The organism is Pseudescherichia sp. (assembly GCF_031998825.1).
In the GTDB taxonomy this organism is placed as follows: Bacteria; Pseudomonadota; Gammaproteobacteria; order Enterobacterales; family Enterobacteriaceae; genus Pseudescherichia.
Genome location: NZ_DAMACX010000002.1, coordinates 65815 through 85932, shown reverse-complemented (window position 1 = coordinate 85932; position 20118 = coordinate 65815). Strand labels below are relative to the sequence as shown.

The 20118-nt window shown below is 56.0% G+C and carries 22 protein-coding genes and 1 pseudogene; 13 read left to right on the top strand and 10 right to left on the bottom strand.

The window, feature by feature from the left end; all coding sequences use genetic code 11:
* Nucleotides 1–7: 7 nt before the first annotated feature.
* The 3 genes from RTP97_RS01540 to RTP97_RS01530 all read right to left on the bottom strand — a co-directional run bounded on the left by RTP97_RS01540 (nucleotide 8) and on the right by RTP97_RS01530 (nucleotide 1177).
* The gene (locus RTP97_RS01540) at nucleotides 8–262 is read right to left on the bottom strand and encodes a XapX domain-containing protein (RefSeq protein ID WP_312209631.1); all 255 of its coding nucleotides are present in this window, start codon (nucleotides 260–262) and stop codon (nucleotides 8–10) included.
* Nucleotides 263–264: 2 nt separating this feature from the next.
* Complete coding sequence (locus RTP97_RS01535) at nucleotides 265–426, bottom strand: DUF1427 family protein (protein ID WP_312209630.1); 162 nt, start codon at nucleotides 424–426, stop codon at nucleotides 265–267.
* Between the two features lie 61 nt (nucleotides 427–487).
* The gene (locus tag RTP97_RS01530) at nucleotides 488–1177 is read right to left on the bottom strand and encodes a hydrolase (RefSeq protein ID WP_312410236.1); all 690 of its coding nucleotides are present in this window, start codon (nucleotides 1175–1177) and stop codon (nucleotides 488–490) included.
* Between the two features lie 229 nt (nucleotides 1178–1406).
* On the opposite strand from RTP97_RS01530, the gene RTP97_RS01525 reads away from it, so the two are divergent.
* The 5 genes from RTP97_RS01525 to RTP97_RS01505 all read left to right on the top strand — a co-directional run bounded on the left by RTP97_RS01525 (nucleotide 1407) and on the right by RTP97_RS01505 (nucleotide 6556).
* The gene (locus RTP97_RS01525; RefSeq protein WP_312410234.1) at nucleotides 1407–3281 is read left to right on the top strand and encodes an amidohydrolase; all 1875 of its coding nucleotides are present in this window, start codon (nucleotides 1407–1409) and stop codon (nucleotides 3279–3281) included.
* Between the two features lie 5 nt (nucleotides 3282–3286).
* Entirely contained in the window at nucleotides 3287–3712 is a 426-nt protein-coding gene (locus RTP97_RS01520; RefSeq protein ID WP_312410232.1) for a DoxX family protein, read from the top strand.
* Complete coding sequence (locus tag RTP97_RS01515) at nucleotides 3696–5330, top strand: MFS transporter (RefSeq protein WP_312410229.1); 1635 nt, start codon at nucleotides 3696–3698, stop codon at nucleotides 5328–5330. Before RTP97_RS01520 ends, RTP97_RS01515 begins: the two co-directional genes overlap by 17 nt.
* A 41-nt stretch (nucleotides 5331–5371) precedes the next feature.
* Nucleotides 5372–6193, top strand: coding sequence for an alpha/beta hydrolase (locus RTP97_RS01510; protein ID WP_312410227.1), 822 nt, complete (start codon nucleotides 5372–5374; stop codon nucleotides 6191–6193).
* Nucleotides 6194–6352: 159 nt separating this feature from the next.
* Complete coding sequence (locus RTP97_RS01505) at nucleotides 6353–6556, top strand: glycogen synthesis protein GlgS (RefSeq protein ID WP_312410226.1); 204 nt, start codon at nucleotides 6353–6355, stop codon at nucleotides 6554–6556.
* 56 nt (nucleotides 6557–6612) lie between these two features.
* Here RTP97_RS01505 and RTP97_RS01500 read toward each other — a convergent pair whose 3' ends face one another.
* Nucleotides 6613–7827, bottom strand: a complete 1215-nt coding sequence (locus tag RTP97_RS01500; protein WP_312410224.1) for an alpha/beta fold hydrolase — start codon at nucleotides 7825–7827, stop codon at nucleotides 6613–6615.
* 155 nt (nucleotides 7828–7982) lie between these two features.
* On the opposite strand from RTP97_RS01500, the gene RTP97_RS01495 reads away from it, so the two are divergent.
* On the top strand, nucleotides 7983–8459 hold the full coding sequence (locus RTP97_RS01495) for a tetratricopeptide repeat protein (RefSeq protein WP_312410222.1): 477 nt from the start codon (nucleotides 7983–7985) through the stop codon (nucleotides 8457–8459).
* A gap of 119 nt (nucleotides 8460–8578) precedes the next feature.
* Here the strand turns inward: RTP97_RS01495 and RTP97_RS01490 are convergent, their stop codons facing one another.
* Nucleotides 8579–9778 carry a right-handed parallel beta-helix repeat-containing protein gene (locus tag RTP97_RS01490; protein ID WP_312410219.1) on the bottom strand — a complete coding sequence of 400 codons (1200 nt, stop codon included), beginning with the start codon at nucleotides 9776–9778 and terminating at the stop codon, nucleotides 8579–8581.
* 267 nt (nucleotides 9779–10045) lie between these two features.
* On the opposite strand from RTP97_RS01490, the gene RTP97_RS01485 reads away from it, so the two are divergent.
* Nucleotides 10046–10837 carry a PhzF family phenazine biosynthesis protein gene (locus RTP97_RS01485; RefSeq protein ID WP_312410217.1) on the top strand — a complete coding sequence of 264 codons (792 nt, stop codon included), beginning with the start codon at nucleotides 10046–10048 and terminating at the stop codon, nucleotides 10835–10837.
* A gap of 296 nt (nucleotides 10838–11133) precedes the next feature.
* On the opposite strand, the gene RTP97_RS01480 is transcribed toward RTP97_RS01485, so the two are convergent.
* Nucleotides 11134–11277, bottom strand: a complete 144-nt coding sequence (locus RTP97_RS01480; protein ID WP_312410215.1) for a DUF4113 domain-containing protein — start codon at nucleotides 11275–11277, stop codon at nucleotides 11134–11136.
* A 468-nt stretch (nucleotides 11278–11745) separates the two neighbouring features.
* Here RTP97_RS01480 and RTP97_RS01475 point away from each other — a divergent pair, with 468 nt between their 5' ends.
* The 4 genes from RTP97_RS01475 to RTP97_RS01460 all read left to right on the top strand — a co-directional run bounded on the left by RTP97_RS01475 (nucleotide 11746) and on the right by RTP97_RS01460 (nucleotide 14558).
* Complete coding sequence (locus tag RTP97_RS01475) at nucleotides 11746–12531, top strand: MBL fold metallo-hydrolase (RefSeq protein ID WP_312410400.1); 786 nt, start codon at nucleotides 11746–11748, stop codon at nucleotides 12529–12531.
* Nucleotides 12532–12621: 90 nt separating this feature from the next.
* The gene (gene tatA, locus RTP97_RS01470) at nucleotides 12622–12852 is read left to right on the top strand and encodes a twin-arginine translocase TatA/TatE family subunit (RefSeq protein ID WP_312410213.1); all 231 of its coding nucleotides are present in this window, start codon (nucleotides 12622–12624) and stop codon (nucleotides 12850–12852) included.
* Nucleotides 12853–13110: 258 nt separating this feature from the next.
* Nucleotides 13111–14295, top strand: coding sequence for an MFS transporter (locus RTP97_RS01465; RefSeq protein ID WP_312410210.1), 1185 nt, complete (start codon nucleotides 13111–13113; stop codon nucleotides 14293–14295).
* A gap of 89 nt (nucleotides 14296–14384) precedes the next feature.
* Nucleotides 14385–14558, top strand: a complete 174-nt coding sequence (locus RTP97_RS01460) for a hypothetical protein (protein ID WP_312410208.1) — start codon at nucleotides 14385–14387, stop codon at nucleotides 14556–14558.
* Nucleotides 14559–14763: 205 nt separating this feature from the next.
* Here RTP97_RS01460 and RTP97_RS01455 read toward each other — a convergent pair whose 3' ends face one another.
* From RTP97_RS01455 to RTP97_RS01445, 3 genes are all read right to left on the bottom strand, one after another.
* Nucleotides 14764–15723, bottom strand: coding sequence for a helix-turn-helix domain-containing protein (locus RTP97_RS01455; RefSeq protein WP_312410206.1), 960 nt, complete (start codon nucleotides 15721–15723; stop codon nucleotides 14764–14766).
* 58 nt (nucleotides 15724–15781) lie between these two features.
* Nucleotides 15782–16561 carry an MBL fold metallo-hydrolase gene (locus RTP97_RS01450; protein WP_312410204.1) on the bottom strand — a complete coding sequence of 260 codons (780 nt, stop codon included), beginning with the start codon at nucleotides 16559–16561 and terminating at the stop codon, nucleotides 15782–15784.
* A gap of 182 nt (nucleotides 16562–16743) precedes the next feature.
* Entirely contained in the window at nucleotides 16744–17436 is a 693-nt protein-coding gene (locus tag RTP97_RS01445; RefSeq protein WP_312410202.1) for an oligogalacturonate-specific porin KdgM family protein, read from the bottom strand.
* 160 nt (nucleotides 17437–17596) lie between these two features.
* On the opposite strand from RTP97_RS01445, the pseudogene RTP97_RS01440 reads away from it, so the two are divergent.
* Both RTP97_RS01440 and ttcA read left to right on the top strand, forming a co-directional pair.
* Nucleotides 17597–17696: pseudogene (locus RTP97_RS01440) on the top strand (site-specific integrase); the annotation flags it as partial.
* Between the two features lie 38 nt (nucleotides 17697–17734).
* The gene (gene ttcA, locus RTP97_RS01435) at nucleotides 17735–18670 is read left to right on the top strand and encodes a tRNA 2-thiocytidine(32) synthetase TtcA (protein ID WP_312410199.1); all 936 of its coding nucleotides are present in this window, start codon (nucleotides 17735–17737) and stop codon (nucleotides 18668–18670) included.
* Between the two features lie 51 nt (nucleotides 18671–18721).
* Here ttcA and dbpA read toward each other — a convergent pair whose 3' ends face one another.
* Nucleotides 18722–20095, bottom strand: a complete 1374-nt coding sequence (gene dbpA, locus RTP97_RS01430; RefSeq protein ID WP_312410197.1) for an ATP-dependent RNA helicase DbpA — start codon at nucleotides 20093–20095, stop codon at nucleotides 18722–18724.
* Nucleotides 20096–20118: the final 23 nt, after the last annotated feature.

Sequence of the window (20118 nt, the reverse complement as noted above, 5' to 3'; positions counted from 1 at the left end):
GCGCTCCCTACGGTAGGTTTTTGCCTTCGGGGGGAGGTGTGCCGCTGATTTTGGGCACGCATTCATGACGAAACCATGCCAGGGTGACCGGCTGACGGCGTAGTAGACGTCGGCATACCGGAATAAGCTGTTCCCCCACCAGCATCCCGAACAGCCCCAGCAGGGCGATGACCGGTGGTGCAGGCGAGTGAACCTGTAATGCGCCATAGATGACGCCAGCCAGAAGGCCGGTCGCCAGCGAAACAACGTATGATTTCAACATATTTAGCCTGCCCAGGTAAAGACGTTGACAAGCTGCTCGCCTGCCAGCATGCCCAGCAGACCGACCAGCGCGATGGCGGGCGGTGCAGGCGAGCGTACCTTCAGCAAGGCGTAAACCAGACCAATCAGCACACCTGCGCCAAGGGAAATAAACTCTGCATTCATAGCAGCTCCCGTCATGGAAATATAAAAACGGGCCGGAACACACCTCCGGCCCGCATCGGCGTTATTTGTTGGCCGGAACCGGTGCCAGGGTGCGATGCGTGCCCTTCGCGCGGGCCGGTGCTTTGTGCACCATGGTGTAAGCGTAATCAACGCCCATCCCGTAGGCGCCGGAGTGCTCTTTCACGATATCCATCACCGCGTTGTAGGTCTCTTTGTGCGCCCAGTCGCGCTGCCACTCCAGCAGAACCTGCTGCCAGGTCACCGGGATCACGCCCGCCTGGATCATGCGCTGCATGGCGTAGTCGTGCGCCTCTTTGGAGGTGCCGCCGGAGGCGTCAGCCACCATATAAATTTCGTATCCCCCTTCCAGCATGGCGCACAGCGCGAAGGTGTTGTTGCACACTTCAGTCCACAGACCCGATACCACCACTTTCTTCTTGCCGTTTTTCGCCAGCGCGTCACGCACTTTCTGGTCGTCCCAGGAGTTCATGGAGGTACGCTCAAGAATGTCGTTCTCCGGGAAGACGTCCAGCAGCTCCGGGAAGGTATTGCCAGAGAAGCTTTCGGTTTCAACGGTGGTGATCGTGGTAGGAATGTTGAAGACTTTAGCCGCTTTTGCCAGGCCAACCACGTTGTTCTTCAGTACCTGACGGTCGATAGACTGCACGCCGAACGCCATCTGCGGCTGCTGATCGATAAAGATAATCTGGCAATTTTCCGGAGTCAGTACTTCAAGCTTAGAGTTGGTCATGTGAGTTCCCATTGTCGTTTAAGTTGAAACAGCTTGTTCTTGAAACTGATTGTTATCGACACGGATAGTAGAACCCCTGAACCGGCATAACTATTATCTCTGTGTATAACTATACGTTCGTATAGGTATACCTTCGTATAACTAGACGCCCGATCCCCCTGCTGAAGATAATCCCACCACTTTTATAGTCCGGCGCATCACGTTTCGGACGCTTCAGCAGGAGAACCCAATGGTCTCGCTCGGCAAGGCAGAACTCATTTTACTCAACGGTAAATTTCATACGGTGGACAGGGAAAACCCGGTCGCCGATGCGGTGGCTATCCGCGACGGCAAGTTTCTGGAGGTCGGCACGGCGGCAGAGGTGATGCAGCACCAGGCGGAAGGCACCCGCGTCATCGACCTGAAAGGCAGCACCGCGATCCCAGGCCTGAACGACTCTCACCTGCACCTGATCCGCGGCGGTCTGAACTACAACCTCGAGCTGCGCTGGGAAGGCGTGCCGTCGCTGGCGGACGCGCTGCGTATGCTCAAAGAGCAAGCGCTGCGTACCCCCTCTCCACAGTGGGTACGGGTGGTCGGCGGCTGGTCGGAGTTTCAGTTTGCCGAACGTCGGATGCCTACGCTGGATGAGATCAACGAGGCCGCGCCGGATACGCCGGTATTTATTCTTCACCTCTATGACCGCGCCCTGCTCAACCGCGCCGCGCTGAAGGTGGTGGGCTATACCAAAGATACCCCGAACCCGCCGGGCGGCGAGATCCAGCGCGACAGCAACGGCAACCCGACCGGGATGCTGATTGCCCGCCCGAACGCCATGATCCTCTACGCCACGCTGGCGAAAGGGCCTAAGCTGCCGCTGGAGCAGCAGGTCAACTCTACCCGCCAGTTTATGCGTGAGCTGAACCGCCTGGGCCTGACCAGCGCCATCGACGCCGGCGGCGGCTTCCAGAACTACCCGGAAGATTATGAGGTGATCGCCGAGCTGCACGCCAAAGAGCAGATGACGATCCGCATCGCCTATAACCTGTTCACCCAGCGTCCCGGCCATGAGCTGGAAGATTTTGAGAAGTGGACCGATATGCTGACGCCGGGCCAGGGCAGCGACTTCTTCCGCCACAACGGCGCAGGCGAGATGCTGGTCTTCTCCGCCGCCGACTTCGAAGATTTCCTCGAACCGCGCCCGGACCTCGCCCCGGGGATGGAAGACGAGCTGGAGCGCGTGGTACGCCATCTGGTTGAGCACCGCTGGCCGTTCCGCCTGCATGCGACCTACAACGAATCCATCAGCCGCATGCTGGACGTCTTTGAGAGGGTCGACCGCGAGATCCCCTTCAACGGCCTGCACTGGTTCTTTGACCATGCCGAAACGGTCACCCAGCACAATATCGACCGTATCAAAGCGCTGGGCGGCGGTATTGCGGTGCAGCACCGTATGGCTTTCCAGGGTGAATATTTCGCCGAGCGGTATGGCATGGAGGCGGTGCGTCACACCCCGCCGGTTGCGAAGATGCTGGAAACCGGCGTGCCGGTAGGTCTGGGTACCGACGCCACCCGCGTCGCCAGCTACAACCCGTGGACCGCGCTCTACTGGCTGGTCTCTGGCCGCACCGTGGGCGGCATGCAGATGTATGACGTCAACGCGCGCCTCGATCGCGACACCGCCCTGATGCTCTGGACCCAGGGCAGCGCCTGGTTCTCCAGCGAGCAGGGTAAAAAAGGTCAGATCAAAGTGGGCCAGCTGGCGGATCTTGCTGTGCTCAGCAAAGACTACTTCCGCGTGCCGGAAGAGGAGATCAAAGGTATCGAATCCGTGCTGACCGTCGTGGATGGCAACATTGTCTACGCCGCAGGGGCCTTTACCTCGGAGGCACCACCGTCGATTCCCGTGATGCCGGAGTGGTCGCCGGTGGTCAACGTGCCAGGCCACTACCGCAGCGCCCCGCCGCAGCAAAACCGCGTGGGCCTGATGCCTGCCGTGCACCACTGCAGCGGCCCATGCGGCGTACACAGCCACCAGCATGACGTGGCCCGCCGCTCCTCGGTTCCGGTTTCAGACGATAACGCCTTCTGGGGCGCGCTCGGCTGCAGCTGCTTCGCCTTCTGATGCCCATGAAAAGCGCATCGGCTTTTTCGCCCCGTATTGATGCGGGGCTGTTCTTCCTGCGCCTCACCGGTAGTCTGCTGCTGCTCTACGTGCACGGCTTGCCGAAGGTGATGCACTTCAGTGAAGAGCTGACGCGGATCGAGGATCCGTTTGGACTGGGCCCGTGGGCCAGCCTCTTACCGGCTATTTTCGCCGAAGTGGTTTGCCCGCTCTTTATCATCTTAGGCGTAAGTAGCCGCCTGGCCTGCCTGCCGATTATCGGCGTGCTGCTGGTAGCGATGCTGGTAGTTCATCCCGGCTGGAGCATGGCAGAGGGCCAGTTTGGCTGGCTGCTGCTGATCGTGTTCACCACGCTGGCGATAACCGGGCCGGGTAACTGGCGGCCTCACGCAAACCGTGCACAGGAGTTCCGCTATGGCGCAGGTAAATGAGATCCACGCGGCAACGGCGCAGGCGGCCTCTGCGGCAGCGCAGCCGACCGGGGCATCGTCCTGGCAACCGCTGCGCAACCGCGTGTTCCGCATGCTGTGGATCGCGACGGTGGTCTCCAACATCGGTTCATGGATGAATGATGTCGGCGTGAACTGGACTATGCTGACGCTGAGCGCGGATCCGCTTTCTGTCGCACTGGTGCAGGCGGCAAGTAGCCTGCCGATGTTTCTCTTCGCCCTGCCCTCGGGGGTGATGGCGGATATCGTCGACCGGCGTAAGTACCTGCTCTTCTCCCAGGTATGGGTCTTTATCGCCGCGGCGGGCCTGACCCTGCTGTCGCTGGCCGGTTACGTGACCCCGACGGTGCTGCTTATCGCCGCCTTTTTGTTGAGCGCGGGCGCGGCGATGAGCTCGCCGCCTTTTCAGGCCATCGTGCCGGATCTGGTGGAGAAAAGTGAGCTGGCTCCGGCTATCGCTCTGAACTCGCTCGGCATCAATATCAGCCGCGCGATTGGCCCGGCGCTGGGCGGGCTGGTGCTGTCGTTTGCCGGTCCGTGGGTGGTCTTCTTGCTCAATGCGCTGTCGGTGCTGGGCGTTGCGTGGGTGCTCTATCGCTGGAAAGCAGAGCCTACTATTCAGCGCCTGCCGCCGGAGCACTTCTTCCCGGCCGTGCGGGCAGGATTACGCTACGTGCATGCCGCGCCGGTGCTTCGCAACGTGCTGGTGCGCACCGTGGCCTTTTTTGTCTTCGGCAGCGCCGCCTGGGCGCTACTGCCGCTGGTGGCGCGACGCGAGCTAGGGCTCGGCCCCGGCGGCTACGGTATTATGCTGGCCTGCATTGGCATCGGGGCGATTTTTGGCGCGGTCCTGCTGCCGGGCCTGCGCAAACGGCTTAATCCGGACCGCCTGATGGTGCTGACCAGCCTCTTTTATGCCGCCGCGATGCTGGCCCTGGCCTTTATCCGCCACTTCTGGCTGCTGAACGCGTTTCTGTTCATCACCGGCTTCGCCTGGATAGCGGTGCTCTCGACGCTCAATATGGGCGCGCAGCGCAGCGCGGCAAAATGGGTTAAGGCGCGAGCGCTGGCGGTCTATCTCACGGTATTTTTCGGCTCCATGACGCTGGGCAGCGCCATCTGGGGGCAGCTGGCGTCGCACTTCACCATCCCCGTTTCGCTTTGCGTGGCAACGGTGGGCATGGTGCTGGCATGCCTGACCGTGCTCCGCTGGCGGCTGGATGAGAATCCCGATCTCAACCTGGATCTGCGCGAAGTTGATAACCTCGCTCGCACGCTGGATGTTTCGCACGAGCGCGGCCCGATCATGGTGATCTACGAGTACCAGATAGAGGCCGAAGATGTTTACGACTTTGTCATCTCTGTTCAGGAGATGCGCCGGGTCCGCCAGCGCGGCGGCGCGCTGAGCTGGTCGGTATATGAGGATATTCAGCGACCAGGCATTTTTCTCGAGACGTTTGTCATTGGCACCTGGATTGAGCATCTGCGTCAGCAGGAGCGCCATACGGCGAACGATCTGCTGATTCAAAGCAAAGTCTATGCTTTTCATCGCGGTGGTGAACTTCCCGAGGTTCGCTACCTGGTAGCGCCCATCAGATAAAGACACAACCCATAACCCGTTATCACTATTGAGGATCAGGTATGAGCACAATCAAAACGCAGGATGGCACGCAGATTTATTACAAAGACTGGGGTTCAGGCAAGCCGGTACTGTTCAGCCACGGCTGGCCGCTGGATGCCGACATGTGGGACAGCCAGCTGAACTTCCTGGCCGAGCGCGGCTATCGCGTTATCGCCTTCGATCGCCGCGGCTTTGGCCGCTCGGATCAGCCGTGGGAAGGCTACAACTACGATACCTTCGCCTCTGACATCAACGACCTTATCACCACGCTCGATCTGCGTGATGTGACCCTGGTCGGTTTCTCGATGGGCGGCGGCGACGTAACGCGCTACATTGGCCGTTACGGCAGCGAACGCGTAAAAGCGCTGGTGCTGCTGGGCGCGGTGACGCCCATCTTCGGCAAAGCTGCAGACTACCCGCAGGGTGTCGATCAGAGCGTGTTTGAGGGTATTCGCGACGGGTTACGTAAAGATCGCGCGCAGTTTATCAGCGATTTCTCTACGCCGTTCTACGGCACCAACGCGGGTCAGAATGTCTCTGAGGGCGTGCTGACGCAGACGCTGAACATCGCCCTGCTCGCCTCGCTGAAAGGGACCATCGACTGCGTGACCGCTTTTGCCGAGACCGATTTCCGCCCGGACGTGGCGAAAGTGGATGTGCCGACGCTGGTGATCCACGGCAGCAACGACCAGGTAGTGCCGTTCGAAACCACCGGTAAAGTCGCAGCGGAAACCATCCGCGGCGCGGAGCTGAAAGTGTATGACAACGCGCCGCACGGCTTTGCCGTCACGCACCAGGATCGGCTCAATAACGACCTGCTAACCTTCCTGCAGTCGCTGTAAGCCGTCGATCAACGGGGGAGCGCTAAGCGCTCCCCCTGCTGCATTGATAGGTTACAGCAATCGTTTTTAATATCTTACCCACCCGCAATTTTTGATCCATACTTAAGTCAAATATGCATATTTCCTTTGAGCTTTTGTTCAACTATAGAGGAGGAAGTCATGCAGTTAGTGAGTGAAAAGTGTGTAGTATCTTCTCAGGATTTTGAATTTCTTGCTTTCAGCTTCGCTCAGATGCGTTCGCAAGGTAGACATCTCTGTACGGAGGCTATCACAGGCAATATGGACGATGATTGTAAGATGTTGTTCCTGCAACGCTACGATCACCATCTTGAGCAGCTACAGGAAAGTTTAGTGACAGTGTAGTCTAATGCCGGGCGGTGGCCGCCGCCCGGCGTTCGCCTTCAGTGCTACAGGCATGGCTACAGGTGAAACAGTACGCCATCCAGCCAGTCCAGAACCCGACGATTAAGCAGCGAACGATTCCGCATTTCACAGTGGCTTCCCGCGCCCTCTGCCGCACTAAAGTGTAAAAGCGTCTTCGGACACGCCAGTTGATTAAAGAAATCCTGCGCACCGCGCGCCAGCGGATCGTTCTCGGCCTGAGTCAGCAGCGTTGGGCAGGCGATTGCCCCGGCGTGCCCATCCATAGTGAACTGCTCCGCAGAGCGTAAATAATCGCCAACGTTATCGACTCCATGCGTCCAGAAACCACGCTGCATAATTTTCCATTTCAGAACCGGATCGTCAGCAATCGCCTGGGTAAGGCGCGCCAGCGTCTGCGCATCAAGATCGCTGAGGTTAGCTACCGCATCAGGCGCGGCACCAAGAGTGACGACAAAATCACGAAACTGTCCGACGATGCTCCACAGCCCTGGATCGGCTATGCAGGCGGCAAGTCGATGCTCTACAGAGGCTGCTCTTGGCGCGAGATAACCGCCCAGGCTTTCGCCGAAAATCGCAATGCGATTGGGGGTAACGTTGGGAAGATGGTACGCAAAGTTAATCACCGCCGTGATGACCGTTTCCCAGTCGGGCCGCAGGGGCAGGTTCTGCTCAAACAGCATCTCGCCCTGCCCTGGTCCGTCGAAAATAAGGCAGTGGTAGCCCCGGCGCGAGGCGGCCACGGCCGAGAAAAAGTAGAGATCCGTGGCGGTAGCATCGTAGCCGTTGTTCAGAATAATGAGCGGCCGCACCTCCTGTTCCATCCCAATCGCGGGAATCAGCCAGGCGGGCATCGATGTCCCCTCAAAGGGAACGCGCATCGGCTCAAGGGGAAAGTTAGACAGCGCCAGTCCGGCGTTAAAGAGATCCCTTTGTCGGTTAAACGCCTCGAGCAGGCGCGGGTCACGCTGCGGCCCATAAAGCGGGCGATACGAGGTGGCATAGAAGGCGCTGGCGCGCAGGAACAGCTCTCGGGCGCTGTTGCGCAATTTGCGGCGCTGACACTGCATCGCCTCTTCCGCCAGCCGCTCCCCGGCAGCCGTCCAGGCGTTATAAAAATCGCTGTCATCCCCGTCGCCTACCGCCTGACCGACGGCGAGGATCTCCCCGAAATCAGCTCCGCCGTAGGGTATGTAGGCCACTGGCCACGTGCCGAACTCGTCATGCATTGGATTTCTGAATGCCAATCCCATATCACCTCCGCATCGCGTTATTAATAGAGACGCCAGAGTAGGTCGATTTTTAGCCAGAAAAAGCGATTGGCCTCGCTAAACGGCGTTTGCAGTGGTAAGCACAAGTAACTATGTGTTCTTATGAATGAAATTTCTTATCGTAAAGGCTGACAGGTATGGAAGTTAACCTGCAAAGAGCAATTGCTCTACGCACGGCAGGCCAGTATGAAGAGAGTCGGGAACTGCTGAGGGCGCTCGCTGCGATCCAGACGTTAAAAGCGGAAGCGCTGCTCAATATCGCCTGGTCATATGACAATGAGGGGCTGGAAGAGCGCGCCGCTGAGTATTATCAGGCTGCGCTAAACGAAGGGCTGGCGGGCGACAATAGGTTTGAAGCACAGCTTGGCCTCGCCTGTACTTTGCGCTGCCTGGGGAAGTACAAGTTAGCAAAACAGGGGTTCGAAGAGATTATCAGAGACTATCCTGACGCCAGCGAAGCGATACCCTTTTATGCTCTGTGCCTGCATAACCTTGGTGAACACGATCGCGCGATGACGTTAATGCTTGAGCTGATGTCAAACCATCCGCCGACGCCGGGTATTCAGCGTTATGCCAGGGCATTAAAATTTTACGCGCAGAATTTGCGAGGGTAAACGGCTATATAGCTACGCATTTTTACTTAAATAGGTTATGCCGGAAAGGTGATGTCACCTTCCCGGCCAAAGTAAATTTCATCGAAAAAAATTGCCATTGGGAATTAAGTAGACATATCTCAAACTACGATATTACTATTATCCCAAAGATACCGACTCTTATTATTGCTCACTGCATTGCCTGATACCTTTAGTTTATTCCTTGGTGTATTGGAGCGATACAGCAAGGTATAATTATTTATCGTGTCAGCAGCAGATGAAGATGTATGAACATATGAAGCAACCAGAATGTTGTTGTTGGTTGTATTGTTCTCACAAAACGATATTGTACTGACGTTATTGTTAGCCCCAGTCTCATACAGAATAGCGGTTTTTCCTGCAGGCATGCCGCTTATTAAGATATTATCCAGCGAGTTGAAACGCGAGTTTAACTGAAACCGAAACGCATTTTGCACATTTGCTGCGGTCATGCCGGTAAAATCGACATTAAAGTCAGACATAAGATTATATTTAGCCTTACCTAAAATGCCACCCATATAACATTTTCTAGCCTGAAAACCTTCAACAATATTATGTTCGCAACCAATATCCCCAGTAGTTTGCTGCCCCATACCAAAGCCATAGACACAGGTCACAGCCTTATTGTGCAGTACTTTATTCCATTGCGCGTTGTTCTTAAGCTCAATCCCAAATAGAGACATATCTGTAGCGGTGCAATCTTGTATGGTACTATAATCACTGTCAACAAGCATCATACCGATACACTCTTTTTTTCTTTTTAATTCTGTTGTGTTGGCCGCTAACCAGTCTGTAAAAGCCTTGGTGGCCTGAGCAACACAATTTTTAAATGTTATGTTGAGAGGTCGTCGTGAAGACGTGTTTTCTGGCATAGCCATAAAACCTGTGCCTACGAAGTCATAGACAGACGAGTTTTCGACTGAGCAATTTTGACAGGATGAAAATTTAAAGCCATGTTTATAATTACTGCCTGTGGGGGGAAATGTTGTATAAGTACAATCAAGCTCTAAACCTTTTATATGGATGTTGTTGCAATTTGTCCATGTTAAAAAATTACCTGCTGATTTATTTTTCAGAATCGATACGTTAGACCCTCCACCTATGACAGTAAATGGACGATTACCTCCATTTCTGGAATAAGCACTGGTCAAATAGGTTCCCGGCTCTATGATCCCAGTCCCGCCATTAGTAGCAAGATGTTCAAAAAAATTGCTAACTTTCTGGGTGTCATCTGCACGTCCATCACCTACTGCTTGAAAATTAGCTTTCAGACCTACTGTTCCAGAAGTTGTCGTACTCATATACTTACCTCTTATAATATTAAGCTATAAAGTTAAATTTATATTTTTCGGTTCTCAATGCTGTTTATCAAAACAACGCTTTTATTATTATCAAATATGCCCCAGAGGTTTTTTTCATTTATAGTGAATGTGGCGTGAATTTAAGACTCATCGCAACCTGGAAGGGTTTTAATTACGTTTGCTAATTATATTGCGTCGTTTTATTCGCAGCGTATGGCCGAGGGATGTTATAGTGTGGTTTCCCCGAAAGCGATGCGAGGTTTCGTGATGCAAGAAATTGATTTTTATATGGTAGATGCCTTTGCCACCACCACGTTTGCGGGTAACGCCGCCGCAGTATGTCCCCTTACGGAATGGTTGCCCGATGAGACATTACTGAATATGGCGAAACAGCATAATCAGTCAGAAACTGCATTCTTTGTTACCCATGATAATGGCTTTGAGTTGCGCTGGTTTACCACCCAAGGGGAAATAAATTTGTGTGGCCATGCTACCCTTGCCGCAGCACACATCATTTTTGAACATCTTAACTACCCTGGGACGACTATCCATTTTGCTACCCGCTTTGTGGGTCCTCTGACGGTGACACGCAGTAACGACTGGCTGACGCTTGATTTTCCTGCCTGGCAAACAGAGCCGGTTATGCCACTGCCTTTACTGCTGGAGACGTTGGGGATTACGGAGTGCAAAGAGGTGCGCGTGGCGCGTGACTACCTTGTTGTCCTGGAGAATCAACGTCAGGTTGAAGCGGTACGTCCTGACATCAACGCCATGCTGCCTCTCGGAAAAATGGTCTGTATCACCGCGCCGGGCGAAGGAGAGTACGATTTTGTCAGCCGATTCTTCTGCCCGGGAGAAGCCGTCGCGGAAGACCCTGTTACCGGCTCTGCCCATAGCATGCTCATTCCTTACTGGGCGGAAAAACTGAATAAGACCGAAATGCTGGCGCATCAAAGTTCAGCGCGCGGAGGAGACCTACGTTGCCAGCTTGTGGGCGATCGGGTCCATATCGGCGGGCAGGCAGTAACCTATCTGATTGGTAAGGTGCTGTTACGTTAAAACGTGCTGGCATTCGTCGCCGTAATCCGTACCATACGCGACATAGAATGAATGACGACCCGGTCAACCGAGACAGCACACCATGCAAGAGCATCAAGACGTTAACAAGAAAGAGCAGTACAACCTGAACAAACCGCACTGCTCTTTCTAAGCTTATGTTAATTAAGTGAAATGCTTTGCATTCAATTACTTACACCCCTGTACTTACTACACTAAGTTACTTATAACTACCTTTTTTCTGCCCCAAAACCTGTCCCATTTCTTGTTTTTGCCCCAGAAATGCCCCAAGATTCTGATCAATTAGCCCGCACTCTCAGCTGATCTGACTGCCGGGTGGTATAGCGCGATGAAAGCATTTCGCACTTCCTCTGCCAGGTCTGCTGGCTCTCCTGCGCGGAAAAGTACAGCGTGCCCTGCTCTGCTTTTCTGAGCTTGCCCATCTAAGCCATCAGCGAGTCGCTGCCTCCAGGTGCGTTCATAGTCAAAGATGAAAGCCCCCTTCACTTCATAAACACATACAGTTGACCCGAAGGCATCGCTTAATGACCCACAGCAAAGGGTGTCGTTCGTTGTTTTCCCCTACTCTTTCAGGATCCGAACCGGGAGATACCCGCGCATGGGCTGACAGCCTACGTGTCTGCTGCGCTGACACTGTCACGTAGCGTTCCCGGGCGGAACTGATAAATATTCCAGACCCGTGCCGGTTAACCGGTACGGGCTCCCGTACTGTAATACTCTCTGAGGTAACGGATATGACATCCAGAAGACAATTCATACAGCTGTCGGTGACCGGCGCAGTGGCCGCCGCAGCGGCATCCATTCCCTTCACCTCGGCAGCACAGGCTGCCTTAACAGCCGCGACGTCCGGTACCGCCGGCGACGTGTCCGCAGCTTCCGGCCGTGGTCGTATAAAAATCACCCAGGTGCGTAATGCCACGCTCATCGTTAATTATGCCGGCGTTAAGTTCCTGATAGACCCTTATCTGGCGGAAAAAGAAGCTTATCCGGGTTTTGAGGGAACATTAAACAGCCAGCTTCGCAACCCCCGCGTGGCGCTAAAAACACCGATGAACACCATTCTTGACGTGGACGCGGTTATCGTGACCCACACGCATAACGGCAATCCGCAGGGTGACCACTGGGACGAAGCGGCAGTTAAGCTGGTTCCCAGGCATCTGCCTCTCTTTGCCCAGCACGAAGCCGATGCTGCGCGCATCCGGGTGCAGGGCTTTACGGACGTGCGGGTGCTGACACCTGAGTCTTCCTTCAAGGGCGTATCGCTCAGCTGGACACCGGGGCGGCACGGAACGGAAGAAGCGACGGCCGTCGCCGGAGAAGGCCTGGGTGACGTGTGTGGCATTGTCTTCCGTCATGCCGGCGAAGAAACGCTGTACCTCACCGGTGACACCCGCTGGAACAGCTACGTCAGAAAAACGCTGAAAACCTATAAGCCGGACGTGATCGTGATGAACGCCGGGTTTGCCATCGCAACCAACCTGGATGGCATCATTATGGGCGTTGAAGACGTAAACGAGGTGGCGGAAGCCATGCCTGACGCCACCCTGATCGCGAGCCATCTTGAAGCAGTCAACCACTGTACCGTCACGCACGCCGATTTGCGTAAATACTCCAGGCTGATGGGATTCGACAACCGTCTGCTTATCCCGGAAGACGGTGAAACAGTTTCCGTCTGAGGGTTACGGCAGGCTAGTGCCGGACATGACGCCAGGCGGCTGCAGCCAGCCGCCTGAATGAGGTTTGTTTATATCACCAGAGGAACACGTATGGGCGGGATCAGTATCTGGCAGCTGGCAATTATTGCCGTCATTGTGGTGCTGCTTTTTGGCACCAAAAAACTGGGCTCTCTCGGCTCCGATCTCGGAGCATCAATCAGGGGTTTTAAGAAAGCGATGGGTGAAGAGGACAGCGCGCCGACACAGCCGACGCAGTCGCATACTGAAGCACTGTCGCATGCCGGACAGGACGCTAAAAACCGCGATACCTTACAGAGCTGATTCACCTGCGACATCTTATTATACCGGCACGCTTACTGTGCGGTTTTACTCGTATAAGTCCTGTCCCATGTTATACACCCCATGATGCCGGGCCGATTGGCCCGCTTTCATCGCAAGATGACCATGTACCTTCTCACTCCGTCAAGCTGCAACTCTTACCATATCAGCATTATCGCTGAGAGTTCCTCAGGTTACCGGCCATCACCGGCACCGACAGGACGTGCTTCACCCTCAGCCTGCATTCAACGGAGTAATCACATGCGTAATATGTACAAACAGGTCCTGATCCTGGCGGGATCGCAGGCCGTATTCCAGACTGTAACCATACTACTGATGACCATCGGCGGGCTGGCCGGATTATATCTCGCGCCCGATCCCTCATGGGCGACCATACCGGTTGCAATGGGCAGCCTTGGCACCGCCCTTATCATGTTCCCTGCATCCTTTCTGATGACCCGGATGGGCCGTCGCGCAGGCTTTCTGCTGGGCGCGGCATCAGGCATCGTCTCTGCCGCCGTTGCTGTGGTCGCCATGATACAGCACTCTTTCTGGCTGCTTTGCCTGGCCATGCTGCTGATGGGCATTTACCAGGCCTTTGCCCAGTTTTACCGTTTTGCCGCCGGTGAAGTCGCGTCAGTGGAATTTCGCACCCGTGCCATTTCGCTGGTGATTGCCGGTGGCGTGGTAGCGGCGTTTGCCGGCCCCTGGCTTGGCCGCACCGGCAGCAACCTGCTTTCAACGCCGTATGCCGGCTCTTTTGTCCTGATGGGCGTGATGTCGGCGATTGGCGTACTGCTGCTGCTTGGACTGAAGGTCCCGGGGGAATCCCATACTGCCACCCTCGGTACACCGCCCGCCAGGCGCTGGACGCAGGTCATCACCCAGCCGGCTTATCTGGTGGCGCTGTTTTCGGCTGCCTCAGCCTACGGGATCATGGTGCTGGCCATGACCGCCACCCCTATCGCGATGACGCACCATGACTACTCGCTGGGGGAAAGCGCCTCAGTCATCCAGCTGCATGTGCTGGGAATGTATCTGCCATCGTTCTTCACCGGCAGACTGGTGGCCCGCTTTGGCTCCGTCAAAATGATGCTGGCCGGCGTGGCAATGATGATCGTCTACGTCTGCCTGGCCCTGTCGGGAACGAGCTGGACGCTCTTTGCCGGCGCACTGATTTTTGTCGGCACCGGCTGGAATTTCCTCTACATCGGCGCAACCAGCCTGCTTTCCACAACCTACAGTGGAAAAGAAAAAGGGGTGGCGCAGGCCGTTAACGACATGAGCGTGTTTGTGTTCACTCTGCTGTGCTCGGTTGCGGCAGGATCGTTGCTCAACAGCATTGGCTGGCAGAGCATGAACAAACTGCTTCTGCCGTGGGTCATTGTCCTGGCGCTGCCGCTGCTCTGGCTGAGCTGGCAGCGTCGCCGGGCCGCCACTGCCTGAGAGTGACGCCTTCCTTTATCCCCCTCGTGCCGTCCTTTCTGACGGCACTGAACGGGCCTTTCTCATCGCTGCTTCTGAAAGAAGACACAATGAAAAATGCACTGATCGCTATCGGTGTTCAGAATGATTATTCCCCGGGCGGCGCATATCCGCTCGAAGGCGCTGCAGACGCCGCGGCGGAAATCGTCGTCGCTGTCCGGCAGGCTTATAAAGAAGGCTGGAGGAGTTGCTTCGCGGCGCAGGCGTCACCGATATCTGGCTGACGGGAAGGATGACGCAGCACTGCGTGACGCACACAGCGCTCTCTTCACAGGCAGGGGCATGCAGGTACATGTTCTGGCAAAAGGTTGTGCCGCCCCGACGCGGGAACTCAGCGAGCTGGCCCTGAGCGGGCTGCAGACGCGTTGCAGTGTGAAATAAAAAAAGAGGATGAACAGTCTTCATCCTCCTTTATTCAGGCGCGTGATATCAGGCAAGGGGTTCAGGCCCGCGGAAGGCCCGACGCCATTCACTGGGGCTGATGTTGAAACGGGTCTTGAAGCTCTGGCGAAACGATACCGGCGACTGGAAGCCGGCCAGCTCGGAAACGCTCTCGATGCTGGCATTGGTTGTCTCAAGCAGCTCCTGGCTTCGCTGCAGGCGCTGGGCGTTGATCCACTCGCCGACGGTCACGCCTGTCGCCTTCAGGAAATGGCGGGTAAACGTTCTGCGGCTCATGTTCACGAATCCCGCCAGCGAGTCCAGGTCGTGCGGCTTTTCGAGATTACGTCGGATATAGTCGAGCAGCTCGTTGATCTTCTTGTCCCGTGTGTTGGTCGGTACCGGATGCTCGATAAACTGCGCCTGGCCGCCCTCACGGTAGGGAGGGACCACCATTCTGCGTGCAGCGTGGTTAGCAGCGCTGCTGCCGTAGCGTTCCCGCACGATATTAAGACAGCAGTCGATGCCCGCCGCGGTCCCGGCCGAGGTGATGAGGCGCTCGTCCGTGGTGTAGAGGGCGTTATTGTCCAGATGCACCAGGGGAAAACGCATTCTGAAATCCTGCTCAAACTCCCAGTGGGTCGCAGCCCGCCGGTTATCAAGCAGCCCCGCGTAGGCCAGTACGTAGGCACCCAGACACAATCCCACGACTTCGGCGCCGCGCACCCACGCGTCCCTCAGTTCGGCGAGCAGGTTCTCATCGGGCTTTTCTTCAGGATGGCTCCAGTACGGGATGACAATGATGTCTGCGGTGCGCAGTGGCTCAAGGCCGTGCGGGACGTTAATGGTAAAGCCCATGTCGGAACGGACCTGACCGGGCGCGTCGGCGCAAACGCTGACGCTGAACAGCCCGGACTCGACGGCCTGAGCGAAAATCATGAAGGGTATGGAGAAATGGAAAGGGCTAACGCCGGGTGTGGCAACCACGGCGACGGATAATGATGACATGGCGGTCCTCAGCGTCAGTCTGCCGGGACATAGGGCGGCCCCGGCAGGTTCAGTATTATCAGAAAGTCAGGGTATCACCATCTTCAGGGATAAGAACCTTCTCTTCAATGCCGTTCTGCTGCGTGTACTCGCGCAGCTCCTGGCGGGTCAGCAGACAGTGGTTAATGGCTTCCATGTGCGAGGCCACGACGGTTGTTTCAGGCAGAGCCTGAAGCGTACGCAGCGTGTCACGGGCGCCCATAATAATCGGACCATACTCATCAATGTGCGCGTCGCCGGTATTGAGAACCACCACGTCAGGTTTGAAGCGCTGAAGGGTTTTCAGATACGGCTTCACCCAGACAGTGTCACCGGCGATATACAGCGTTTTTTCATCATGATGCGTAAACACCAGACCACAGGCGTCGCCCAGACCTTCAGCCAGGTGCGGAACCGCGTAGGCTTCATTGCTGCCGTGCTGGCCCTCGACCTTATGGATGGTCAGACCGTGCGTAAACACGTTGTCATCCTGCAGCACGCGAACGTTGGTGAACCCCTGGGAGCGGATCAGTTCGGCATCAGCCTCGTGCTGGGCATAGATCAGCTTGTTCGAAGGAATTTGTTTCTGCGCGGCCTCATCCCAGTGGTCCATATGAGTATGAGTCACGATGACGATATCAGCATTCACTAGTTCCTCTGACGCGATCGGTAATGCAGTCATCGGGTTACGAATATGCGAACGTGCCGTGCCGGCAAAGCCGTCCCAGGCATCCTTTTCGGCAAGCATCGGATCGATGAGAAAAGTGGTGCCGGCATACTCAATAAAAAGAGTGGCGTTTCGTACTTGTGTCAGTTTCATAATAATCCTGTTCGGTATTGGCTGGCACCGCAGTGCCATCAGACTTCAGTGACAGCCAGTATAGGTAGGTGTGCCTGGAGAGGTGAGAGACCTTTGGGACAAGGTGCGATGAAATCAGGTCAGTTATAAAGTGCGATGTGCAAAACGTGACGGGTTAAGACGGCGACCAGAGTACGACGTCATCAAGGCAGGAAATAGCGTATCCCGATGCGCACGCGGACCTGGTTATCATGATTCTCATCCCTGTCCAGCCAGCCCAGCTCTGCAAAAGGTCTCCAGTGCTTGTTTAGCTGATAATGCGCGGCGATATTCGGCTCCCAGTGCGTTCTTTTCCCGTTAGGCGACCTGAAGTCACCGGCATTAATAGAAAATTCTGGGTTCAGCTGGAGCCATAATTTATCCGTGGCCTGATAGTTCACAAAGACGTCAAGAAGGTGGGAGTCGTTATATTCCATGTCTCCATTTATATTCACGTCTTTGTGCGTCATGTGGTTATAGCGATAGCGCCCCGCCACGCTTAAATCGCTGGAGACGCGGTATTCAAGCATGGCATAGGGCGCTATTTTCGTTCCCGCCTGGTCCACGTCACTGAGCAGGCCCGGAGACAACGTCCAGTCAGGACTGAGGTTGACGGGATACCAGCCTTCGTACTCTTGAAAGCTGCTTTTAAACTGATCGAAGTTCTTGCCTGCGTCATACAGCCAGGCGGCAAGGATCGTGGCGCCATTGTCAAAGGTATGACCGCCGCCGATTTTGTACTGATTTTTTTCTGCTCCCGTAATGTGCGCGTAGCGGTTGTCCACCCAGGTGGAAGACGCGGCGGCGTTCAGTGAAGCGACCAGTAAAACGGGATAAAGGAAAATTTTCGTGCTCATAAACTACCCGGACTCATTATTTTAAACGGAGGCCAGTGTAGGTATGTAACGTTACCCGGGTAATAGGCCCCCGGGACAACTTACGATTCAATCAGGACAAATTATGTGCCAGCCCTCAGCTAATGTCCGTGTCTAGCTTCAGAATTATGTATAGGCTAAGCAGCAGAAGCCTTATTATTCCTTGTCCACTACCGGGCCAAGTTGCTCCCAGTGTAAAACGTGCTGGCATTCGTCGCCGTAATCCGTACCATACGCGACATAGAATGAATGACGACCCGGTCAACCGAGACAGCACACCATGCAAGAGCAACAAGAAGTTAACAAGAAAGAGCAGTACAACCTGAACAAATTGCAGAAGCGCCTGCGCCGCAACGTGGGCGAAGCCATTGCCGACTTCAATATGATTGAGGAAGGCGATCGCATTATGGTGTGCCTCTCCGGCGGTAAGGACAGCTACACCATGCTGGAGATCCTGCGTAACCTGCAGCAGAGCGCGCCGGTTAACTTCTCGCTGGTGGCCGTGAACCTCGACCAGAAGCAGCCGGGCTTCCCGGAGCATATTCTGCCTGCCTATCTGGAGCAGCTGGGCGTCGAGTATAAGATTGTCGAAGAGAACACCTACGGCATCGTGAAAGAGAAGATCCCCGAGGGGAAAACCACCTGCTCGCTGTGCTCACGCCTGCGCCGCGGCATTCTCTACCGCACCGCTACGGAGCTGGGCGCGACTAAAATCGCCCTCGGCCACCATCGCGACGATATCCTGCAAACCCTGTTCCTGAACATGTTCTATGGCGGGAAAATGAAGGGCATGCCGCCGAAGCTGATGAGCGATGACGGCAAGCATATCGTCATCCGTCCTCTGGCCTACTGCCGGGAGAAGGACATCGAACGTTTTGCCCAGGCCAAAGGCTATCCGATTATCCCTTGCAACCTGTGCGGCTCCCAGCCGAACCTTCAGCGCCAGGTGATCGCCGATATGCTCCGCGACTGGGATAAGCGCTACCCAGGCCGCATCGAAACCATGTTCAGCGCCATGCAGAACGTGGTGCCGTCGCACCTGAGCGATATCTCGCTGTTTGACTTTAAGGGTATTACTCACGGTTCGGAAGTGGTGGACGGTGGCGATCTGGCGTTTGACCGTGAATCCATTCCTGTGCAACCTGCGGGCTGGCAGCCGGAAGAGGACGAGACGCCGCTGGATGCCCTGCGCCTCAACGTGCTGGAAGTGAAATAATCACATTGCTCTCCGGCAGGTTACCGCCGGAGAGTTTATTACCGCCCTGCTCTACTTCAGCAGCATCACCCGGCAGCTCTTGCCTTTGATCTTACCGCTCTGTAACTGCTTCCACGCCTGGCGAGCCACGCTCTGCCGTACGGCCACGTAGACATGCGCCGGATGCACGGTGATCTTGCCGATATCCGCCCCGTTTAAGCCCATATCACCGGTCATCGCACCCAGCACGTCTCCCGGACGCATCTTGGCTTTTTTACCGCCGTCGATCACCAGAGTCGCCATCTCCGCTTCCAACGGCACAATCTTGACGTTGGCGGGTGCGCTGAGCCAGTTCAGCTTCAGCTGCAGCATCTCGGCGAGGATATTGGCGCGCTGCGCCTCTTCCGGGGCGCAGAAGCTGATCGCCAGGCCGCTGTTACCGGCGCGGGCGGTACGGCCGATGCGGTGGACGTGCACCTCCGGATCCCACGCCAGTTCGTAGTTCACCACCAGCTCAAGGGATTTTATATCCAAACCACGAGCGGCGACGTCGGTGGCAACCAGCACGCGGGCGCTGCCGTTGGCAAAACGGACCAGGGTCCGGTCACGATCGCGCTGCTCAAGATCGCCATGCAGGGCCAGCGCCTCCTGACCAGCGTCGTTCAGCGCGTCACACACCTCCTGGCAATCCTTTTTGGTATTGCAGAACACCACGCAGGAGGCAGGCTGATGCTGGCTGAGCAGCTTTTGCAGCAGGCCGATTTTACCCTGGCGCGAGGTTTCAAAGAACTGCTGCTCGACGGCAGGCAGCGCATCCACGGTGTCGATCTCGATGGTTTGCGGTGAGCGTTGAACGCGACCGCTGATCGCCGCAATCGCCTCGGGCCAGGTGGCAGAGAAGAGCAGCGTCTGGCGCGACGCTGGCGCAAAGCGGATCACCTCATCGATGGCATCGCTGAAGCCCATATCCAGCATCCGGTCCGCCTCATCCATCACCAGCGTTTGCAGCGCGTCGAGGTTAACGGTGCCCTTCTGCAGGTGATCGAGCAGACGGCCCGGCGTGGCGACAATAATATGCGGCGCGTGCTGCAACGAGTCGCGCTGCGCGCCAAAAGGCTGACCGCCGCAGAGCGTCAAAATTTTAATATTTGGCATATAGCGCGCCAGTCGACGTAGCTCGTTCGCCACCTGATCGGCCAACTCGCGGGTTGGGCAAAGGATCAGGGATTGAGTTTGAAAGCGGCTGGCATCAATGTGCTGTAGCAGTCCCAGGCCAAACGCCGCCGTTTTACCGCTGCCGGTTTTTGCCTGCACGCGCACATCCTGACCGGCGAGGATCGCGGGCAGCGCCGCAGCCTGGACAGGCGTCATAGTGTGATAACCCAGCTCATTGAGGTTATCGAGCTGGGCTGTGGGCAGGGTATTCAGTGTTGAAAAAGCGGTCACAATATTTTCTCGCGGTAAAAGGC

Coding starts and splice junctions, on each gene's coding strand:
- RTP97_RS01540 (WP_312209631.1), bottom strand. CDS start 262: ATGTTGAAATCATACGTTGTTTCGCTGGCGACCGGCCTTCTGGCTGGC.
- RTP97_RS01535 (WP_312209630.1), bottom strand. CDS start 426: ATGAATGCAGAGTTTATTTCCCTTGGCGCAGGTGTGCTGATTGGTCTG.
- RTP97_RS01530 (WP_312410236.1), bottom strand. CDS start 1,177: ATGACCAACTCTAAGCTTGAAGTACTGACTCCGGAAAATTGCCAGATT.
- RTP97_RS01525 (WP_312410234.1), top strand. CDS start 1,407: ATGGTCTCGCTCGGCAAGGCAGAACTCATTTTACTCAACGGTAAATTT.
- RTP97_RS01520 (WP_312410232.1), top strand. CDS start 3,287: ATGAAAAGCGCATCGGCTTTTTCGCCCCGTATTGATGCGGGGCTGTTC.
- RTP97_RS01515 (WP_312410229.1), top strand. CDS start 3,696: ATGGCGCAGGTAAATGAGATCCACGCGGCAACGGCGCAGGCGGCCTCT.
- RTP97_RS01510 (WP_312410227.1), top strand. CDS start 5,372: ATGAGCACAATCAAAACGCAGGATGGCACGCAGATTTATTACAAAGAC.
- RTP97_RS01505 (WP_312410226.1), top strand. CDS start 6,353: ATGCAGTTAGTGAGTGAAAAGTGTGTAGTATCTTCTCAGGATTTTGAA.
- RTP97_RS01500 (WP_312410224.1), bottom strand. CDS start 7,827: ATGGGATTGGCATTCAGAAATCCAATGCATGACGAGTTCGGCACGTGG.
- RTP97_RS01495 (WP_312410222.1), top strand. CDS start 7,983: ATGGAAGTTAACCTGCAAAGAGCAATTGCTCTACGCACGGCAGGCCAG.
- RTP97_RS01490 (WP_312410219.1), bottom strand. CDS start 9,778: ATGAGTACGACAACTTCTGGAACAGTAGGTCTGAAAGCTAATTTTCAA.
- RTP97_RS01485 (WP_312410217.1), top strand. CDS start 10,046: ATGCAAGAAATTGATTTTTATATGGTAGATGCCTTTGCCACCACCACG.
- RTP97_RS01480 (WP_312410215.1), bottom strand. CDS start 11,277: ATGGGCAAGCTCAGAAAAGCAGAGCAGGGCACGCTGTACTTTTCCGCG.
- tatA (WP_312410213.1), top strand. CDS start 12,622: ATGGGCGGGATCAGTATCTGGCAGCTGGCAATTATTGCCGTCATTGTG.
- RTP97_RS01465 (WP_312410210.1), top strand. CDS start 13,111: ATGCGTAATATGTACAAACAGGTCCTGATCCTGGCGGGATCGCAGGCC.
- RTP97_RS01460 (WP_312410208.1), top strand. CDS start 14,385: ATGAAAAATGCACTGATCGCTATCGGTGTTCAGAATGATTATTCCCCG.
- RTP97_RS01455 (WP_312410206.1), bottom strand. CDS start 15,723: ATGTCATCATTATCCGTCGCCGTGGTTGCCACACCCGGCGTTAGCCCT.
- RTP97_RS01450 (WP_312410204.1), bottom strand. CDS start 16,561: ATGAAACTGACACAAGTACGAAACGCCACTCTTTTTATTGAGTATGCC.
- RTP97_RS01445 (WP_312410202.1), bottom strand. CDS start 17,436: ATGAGCACGAAAATTTTCCTTTATCCCGTTTTACTGGTCGCTTCACTG.
- ttcA (WP_312410199.1), top strand. CDS start 17,735: ATGCAAGAGCAACAAGAAGTTAACAAGAAAGAGCAGTACAACCTGAAC.